At 66.3% G+C, this 7,043-nt stretch carries 7 protein-coding genes; 5 read left to right on the forward strand and 2 right to left on the reverse strand.

The genetic code is table 11. The features are described from left to right. Positions 1 to 16: 16 nt before the first annotated feature. From ING98_21230 to erpA, 4 genes are all read left to right on the forward strand, one after another. Positions 17 to 1,108: an N-acetyl-gamma-glutamyl-phosphate reductase gene (locus ING98_21230; GenBank protein ID MCA3104396.1), complete on the forward strand. Its 1,092-nt coding sequence runs from the start codon at positions 17 to 19 to the stop codon at positions 1,106 to 1,108. Between the two features lie 58 nt (positions 1,109 to 1,166). Further along, positions 1,167 to 1,898 (forward strand): hypothetical protein, encoded by a 732-nt coding sequence (locus ING98_21235; protein ID MCA3104397.1) that lies wholly within the window; start codon positions 1,167 to 1,169, stop codon positions 1,896 to 1,898. An 82-nt stretch (positions 1,899 to 1,980) separates the two neighbouring features. Continuing rightward, complete coding sequence (locus ING98_21240; GenBank protein ID MCA3104398.1) at positions 1,981 to 2,391, forward strand: polymer-forming cytoskeletal protein; 411 nt, start codon at positions 1,981 to 1,983, stop codon at positions 2,389 to 2,391. A 103-nt stretch (positions 2,392 to 2,494) separates the two neighbouring features. After that, positions 2,495 to 2,845: an iron-sulfur cluster insertion protein ErpA gene (gene erpA / locus ING98_21245; GenBank protein MCA3104399.1), complete on the forward strand. Its 351-nt coding sequence runs from the start codon at positions 2,495 to 2,497 to the stop codon at positions 2,843 to 2,845. Positions 2,846 to 2,857: 12 nt separating this feature from the next. Here the strand turns inward: erpA and ING98_21250 are convergent, their stop codons facing one another. Both ING98_21250 and ING98_21255 read right to left on the reverse strand, forming a co-directional pair. Beyond that, the gene (locus tag ING98_21250; GenBank protein MCA3104400.1) at positions 2,858 to 3,967 is read right to left on the reverse strand and encodes an anhydro-N-acetylmuramic acid kinase; all 1,110 of its coding nucleotides are present in this window, start codon (positions 3,965 to 3,967) and stop codon (positions 2,858 to 2,860) included. A 43-nt stretch (positions 3,968 to 4,010) separates the two neighbouring features. Further along, complete coding sequence (locus ING98_21255) at positions 4,011 to 5,336, reverse strand: M23 family metallopeptidase (protein MCA3104401.1); 1,326 nt, start codon at positions 5,334 to 5,336, stop codon at positions 4,011 to 4,013. Between the two features lie 165 nt (positions 5,337 to 5,501). Between ING98_21255 and ING98_21260 the strand changes: the two genes are divergently transcribed. Beyond that, entirely contained in the window at positions 5,502 to 6,704 is a 1,203-nt protein-coding gene (locus tag ING98_21260; GenBank protein MCA3104402.1) for a tyrosine--tRNA ligase, read from the forward strand. Positions 6,705 to 7,043: the final 339 nt, after the last annotated feature.

Genomic DNA, 7,043 nt, shown 5'->3' on the forward strand with positions numbered 1-7,043 from the left:
CCTCAGGAGGTTTTCCATGACGACCGCGAACACGACAACGGATATCCGCCGGGCTGAGCCTGGTGGCGCATCCGGCCGGCGCCTGCGCATCGGAATCGTCGGTGGCACGGGCTATACCGGCGTGGAACTGCTGCGCCTGCTGGCTGCCCATCCGAATGCCGACCTCAGGGCGATCACCTCTCGCAAGGAAGCCGGCATGCCGGTGGCCGAGATGTTCCCGAGCCTGCGCGGACGGGTCGGCATCGCGTTCTCGGATCCGGCCTCGGCAGCGCTGACCGACTGCGACGTCGTGTTCTTCGCCACCCCGCACGGGGTAGCGATGGATGCGGCGCCAGGCCTCCTGGAAGCGGGTGTGCGCCTGATCGACCTGGCAGCGGACTTCCGGCTGCGCGATCCGGCCGAATTCGAGCGCTGGTACAAGATGCCGCATGCGTGCCCGGCGCTGCTGGAGGAGGCGGTCTACGGCCTGCCAGAGGTCAACCGCGCGGCGATCCGCAGCGCGCGCATCATCGGTCTTCCTGGCTGCTACCCGACCTCGGTGCAGCTTGGCTACAAGCCGCTGCTTGCCGCCGGGCTGGTCGACCCGTTGCACCTGATCGCCGACTGCAAGTCCGGGGTCTCCGGCGCCGGGCGCAAGGCGGAGGTCGGTACGCTGTTCTCCGAGGCGTCCGACAGCCTGAAGGCCTACGGGGTTTCCGGGCATCGGCATCATCCCGAGATCGTCCAGGGTCTGCGCCGTGTCACGGGCGGAGACGTCGGGCTGGTGTTCACCCCGCACCTGACGCCGATGATCCGTGGCATCCATTCGACGCTCTACGCCCGCATCACGAAAGAGGCCGATTTCCAGAAACTTTTCGAAGACCACTACCGCGGCGAACCATTCGTCGACGTGATGCCGGCCGGCAGCATGCCCGACACCCGGTCGGTGCGTGGCGCGAACACCTGCCGCATCGCGGTGCACCGGCCGCAGGGCGGTGACACCCTGACCGTGCTGTCGGTGATCGACAACCTGGTGAAGGGTGCTGCCGGCCAGGCCGTGCAGAACATGAACCTGATGTTCGACCTGCCGGAAGACGCAGGCCTCACCCAGATCGCGCTGCTCCCCTGAACCCCGCCATGTACTGCACGGGATCCAGGGCAGGGCAGCGGCGCACCGGAGCGGGCTGATGCTGCTGCGCAAGTTCCGCCGCCATTTCGGCATCTCGTCGCGGAAGGTCGCGGTACAGATGCACCTCGCGTGGTACTGGCGCTGGGCGCGGATCGCTGCGGTGATCGGTATGGTCTCGGTCGGCTGCTGGTTCGTCTGGTCGCTGACCCTGGGAGCGCCTGCCGCCCGCGGCGGCGGCGAGACGCTCGCCGAACTGCAGGAACGGGTGGCAGCGCTCGAACAGGAGAACACGCGGCTGCGCGCCGATCTCGCCGCCAGCGAGAGCGCGCTGAAGATCGATGCCGGCATGCGCACCGACATGACCCGGCAGTTGAAGACGCTCGCCGAAGAGGCTGCGTCGGCGCGCGATGAGTCTGCCGTTCTCAAGGCACTGCTCGCTCAGGCCGGCAAGGCGCCCGGAGTGAGCATCAGTCGTTTCCGGGTGCAGCGCGACGGGGACGGCTATCGCTACCGCCTGACCCTCGTGCACAATGCGACCGGCGATCTTGAGTTTCAGGGGCAGTTGAGACTGGTGGCGAACGTGGTCCAGGACGGCAAGCCGCTGGCGCTCTCGCTGCCGATCGCCAGCGGTGGGGCGACAACGTCGACCGCACTGAGTTTCAAGCTGTTCCAGCCGGTGGAGGGCACCTTTCGCCTCCCGGGCAATGCATTGCTGCGCAGCCTCGAGGTGCGCGTGTTCGAGAACGGAGCGGCACAGCCGAAGGCAACGCAGACTGCACTGGTGTCCTGACCCTCAGCGCACGGTTGGTACCGGTGCGATCGTCGGGCGGCGTGCAAGGCGCAGGTGGCCGCATCTTCGCAGGGAGACCTCAATGATTTTCAGCAAATCCGCCAGCAAGCCGCAGACCCGCATCGACTGCCTGATCGGGGCCGGCACGAACATCCACGGCAACATCACGTTCAGCGGTGGCCTTCGCATCGACGGCTTCGTGCGCGGCGACATCGTTGCCGTCGACGACAAGCCCAGTACGGTCGTGCTGTCCGAGAAGGCGCGGGTCGAGGGCGAGATCCGGGTGTCGCATGTAGTGGTCAACGGTACGGTGGTCGGGCCGATCATCGGTGCCGAGTACCTCGAACTGCAACCGAAGGCTGTGGTCACCGGGGACGTCAGTTACCGCACGATCGAGATTCACCTCGGTGCCGTCCTGCAGGGCCGGCTCCTGCATTCAGAAGAGGCGCGATCGGAAAAGATCGTTTCGTTCAAGTCGGCAGCGGCTGAATAGGCGGCCTGGCAGGTCCGGACGTCGGCGGGGGTTGCAGGTCGCGCACTCCAGCCGCATATAATGCAATTCACTGGCGCTGCGGCGCCTGAATCGGGAGTCGAACATGAATGCCGTGACCGAAATGAACAACCTGCTGGTGTTCACCGAGAACGCCGCGAACAAGGTGCGGCAGCTGATCGACGAGGAAGGCAACCCTGACCTCAAGCTGCGCGTGTTCGTCAGCGGCGGCGGCTGCTCGGGTTTCCAGTACGGCTTCACGTTCGAGGAAGCCGTCGCCGAGGATGACACCGCACTCGAGAAGCACGGCGTGACCCTGCTGGTCGACCCGATGAGCTTCCAGTATCTGCAGGGCGCCGAGATCGACTACAGCGAGGGTGTCGAAGGCGCGCAGTTCGTGATCAAGAATCCCAACGCCACCAGCACCTGCGGCTGCGGTTCGTCGTTCTCCGCCTGACTGCGCCTGCGTTCAGGCCGGCGCGGGATACACCGCGCCCAGCACCCGGGGTCCGGAAGCCCCGGTGACATCCGGAAGATTGCCTGGCCTGCCATCCAGTCGGGCGCAGGCGAGCCAGGCGAAGGCCAGCGGCTCGATGGATTCGGGCTCGAGTCCGAATGCGCTCGACGACAGCACTCGCGCCGGAGTGACCTGGAGCGCGAGTGCTTCCATGAAGGCGGTATTGCGCGCGCCGCCGCCGCAGGCGACGACTTCCAGCGCGGTTGAGCGTACGTCGACGGTCGAGCGGATGGCCATGGCGATCGTGGTTGCCGACAGTGCCAGCAGTGTCGCCTGCACGTCCGCAGGCGACTCGCTGCCGTCGAGCCGGCGGTCGATCCAGCCGAGGTCGAACAGGTCGCGGCCGGTGCTCTTCGGCGGCTGCATCGCGAAGAACGGCTCGTCCAGCATCCGCGCGAGCAGCGGGGCGAGTGTGCGGCCGCTGCGTGCCCATGCGCCATCACGGTCGAACGGCTGGCCCAGGTGGCGCTCCGTCCAGCCATCCATCAGGATGTTGGCGGGTCCGCAGTCGTAGCCGGTCACCGGCTGGCCAGGTACCAGCCGGGTGATGTTGGCGATGCCGCCGAGGTTCAGCACGATGCGCGGGGCGATCGGGTCGGCCAGCACGGCGGCGTGAAAGCCGGGCGCGAGCGGCGCGCCCTGCCCGCCGGCAGCGATGTCTGCCGAGCGGAAATCCGCCACCACGGCAATGCCTGTGCGTTCCGCGAGCAAGGCTGGCGCGCCGATCTGCAAGGTATAGCCGCGTTCAGGGCGGTGGCGCACCGTCTGTCCGTGGCAGCCGATCGCCGCGACTGCGGCGGGCATCACGCCGGCGCTCGCGGCGACGGCCAGGGAAGCTTCGGCATAGGCCGTGGCGAGTTCCAGTCCGACCTCGCTCGCCGCATCGAGTTCGCCGGCGAACGGTTGCGCCAGTGCAAGCAGGCGGGCACGCAGCTCGCCGTCGAACGGCCGGTGGTGCGTCGCCAGTACGACCGGCCGCGCACCCGAGAAATCAGCCAGCACCGCATCGACACCGTCGACGCTGGTGCCCGACATCAGTCCTATGAAGAGCCGCCCGGCCATGCGTCCGTCGATGGTTGCGGCAGGCGACCCGCGTGCGCGGCGCCTATTCGAGGCGCGCGAGGTTCGAGCCGCGCAGCACGCGCAGCTGCTCGGAGTACTGCGCGGTGGTCTGTTCGAACACCGGACGCAAGGCATTGGTTATGGGCAGGGCCTCCGGCATCGCGACCTTCAGCGGGTCCATGTGCACGCCGGCGATCCGGAATTCGAAGTGCAGGTGCGGACCGGTGGCGAGGCCGGTCATGCCGACAGTACCGATCACGTCGCCCTGGTTCACGCGGGCGCCCTTGCGTATCGTCGGCGCGAAGTTGTTGAGGTGGCCGTAGACCGTCGTCACGCCGTTCGCATGCGCCAGGATCACGAGGTTGCCGTAGCCACCCTGTCGGCCGACGAAATCGACACTGCCGCTGGCGACCGCCTTGATCGGTGTGCCGATCGGCGCTGCGTAGTCGATGCCGCGGTGCGCGCGCATCTCCTGGAGGATCGGGTGGTAGCGGGCATTGCTGAAGCCCGAGGTGATCCGGCTGAATTCGAGCGGCGAACGCAGGAATGCGCGCCGCAGGCTCAGGCCGCCCGGCGTGTAGTAGCTGCCCTGGCCTGGCTCGGTCTCGAACCAGACGCCCTGGAAGACACGGCGCCCATTCAGGAACTCGGCGGCTACCACGCGGCCGACGCGCACCCGCTCGCCCCGGTGGTAAAAGGATTCATAGACCACGGTGAAGGTGTCGCCGCGGCGCAGGTCGCGATGGAAGTCGATGTCCGAAGAGAACATCTCGGCCATCTGCGTGGCGATCGCATCGGGGAGATTCGCGGCATCGGTGGCCGCGAACAGCGAGCTGCGGATCTGGCCCGACTTCATCTCGATGCGACGCTCGAGTTCCAGCGGATGCTCTGCGGCGGAAAAGCGATTTCCCTCTCCACGCTCGAGTCGGAGCACGGTGCCCTGGCCGGTCGCGTACTCGAGCCAGTGCAGATCGCCCTCGATGTCGGTCCTGGCGCGAACCGCGCGGCCCGGCGCAAGCTGGTGCAGCGGCCGCATCGCGCGATCGTTGCGAATGAACTCGAGTGCTGCCTGGTCGCGGATGTCGAGTCGCTGGAGCATCGCGGACACCGTATCGCCACGAACCACGCGTTCTTCGCGTACGAAGTGCTGGCCATCGTCGATCGCCTGCGGCGTCGGCAACTGGATCGATTCGATCACCGAACGCAGTTCGACCGGCCGGGTCTCTGTCGGGGGGGCTATGCCGAATGCAGCAGCCACACCGAACAACGGAATGGCGGCAACGAGCGCCCACCCGCGCCGACGGCCGGAGTTGAAAACCTTTTCGGCTAGAATCCGCCAGCGCGACTGCTGATCTGTAGGTTTAGTCATTGATGCGCCTGAATTTTTCCGAAGACTAACAGAAAACCTGCCGACGCCCCGGCCCCAGGCCGCAGCGTCGGCGTCGACCAGCGGAATGCCGTGGATATCCAGCAGAAAAGCAATACACCCTTGGTGGCCGACGATTCCCCTGCTGCCGTCGGTTCGCCCGCAGTCATCACTGCCCCGGTCGAGTCGCAACTGGCGCTGCTCGGGCGAGGGGCGGTCGACCTCATTTCGCGCGTAGACCTGGCGGAGCGGCTGCGTACCGGACGTCCGTTGCGCGTCAAGGCCGGCTTCGACCCGACCGCTCCGGATCTGCACCTCGGCCACACCGTGCTTCTCACCAAGCTGCGGCAGTTCCAGGAGCTGGGCCACCACGTCATCTTCCTGATCGGTGACTTCACCGGAATGATCGGCGACCCGACCGGCAAGTCGGCGACCCGGCCCCCGCTGACCCGCGAGCAGGTCGCCGCCAATGCCGAGACCTACCGGCAGCAGGTGTTCCGGGTGCTCGACGCTTCGCGCACCGAGGTGGCGTTCAATTCCACCTGGTTCGACCGGATGAGCGCGGCCGACATGATCCGGCTGGCCGGCGCCCATACCGTGGCGCGGATGCTCGAGCGTGACGATTTCAGCAAGCGCTACCGGAGCGAGCAGCCGATCGCGATCCACGAGTTCCTCTATCCGCTGGTCCAGGGGTACGACTCGGTGGCGTTGCGCGCCGACGTGGAGCTGGGCGGCACCGACCAGACGTTCAACCTTCTGATGGGCCGTGAACTGCAGCGCCAGCATGGGCAGGCGCCGCAGGTCGTGCTGACCATGCCGTTGCTGGAAGGCCTGGACGGCGTGAACAAGATGTCCAAGTCGCTGGGCAACTACATCGGGATCACCGACGCACCCGCTGACATGTTCGGCAAGCTGATGTCGATCTCGGACGAACTGATGTGGCGCTACCTCGAACTCCTGTCGCTGCAGCCCACCGATGTCATTTCACGCTGGCGCGCCGAGGTGGCCGACGGCCGCAACCCGCGCGAGGTGAAGGTCGAGCTGGGGCGCGAGATCGTTACCCGCTTCCACGGAGAGGCAGCTGCGGTAGCAGCGATCGAGGCCTTCGATGCCCGCTTCCGTCGTGACGAAGTCCCCGCTGACCTGGTCGAGATCGAGATCGCTGCCGGCGCTTCGGGCATGGCCATCCCCACGCTGCTCAAGGCAGCCGGGCTCGTCTCGAGCACCTCGGACGCGATCCGCCTGATCGGGCAGGGCGCCGTGAAGGTCGACGGCGAACGCCTCGAGGACAAGGGCCGTGTGCTCGCCCAGGGGGCGAGTGCGCTGTTGCAGGTGGGCAAGCGTCGTTTCGCGCGCATACGCCTGGGTTGAGCGCGTCAGGCCCGTTCGTTTCGTCTCATTAATACAACTGAGAACCGACGAGTCTGGAAAATCAGTGTGTCATCGTGATGAAAAGTGCTTGACGACTCGAATTCACTCGCTATACTTCACCTTCTTTGCAGCACACGAAGCACCCGAGACGCCAGTTTCTGATCGCTTCGAAAGCCGGGCAGTACGAAGCAGTGCATCGCAGGACCCCGGCAACGCTGCACGCTCTTTAACAAACTACAGCCGATAGGTGTGGGTGCTTGATAGAGGCGGGTGGAAGGGTTCGTGAGCGTTGAGAGACGCGAGTGGATCTGGAAGCTTGAAGAGATCGAGTACTTGCAC

Source organism: Rhodocyclaceae bacterium, assembly GCA_020248265.1.
Lineage (GTDB): Bacteria > Pseudomonadota > Gammaproteobacteria > Burkholderiales > CAIKXV01 > CAIKXV01.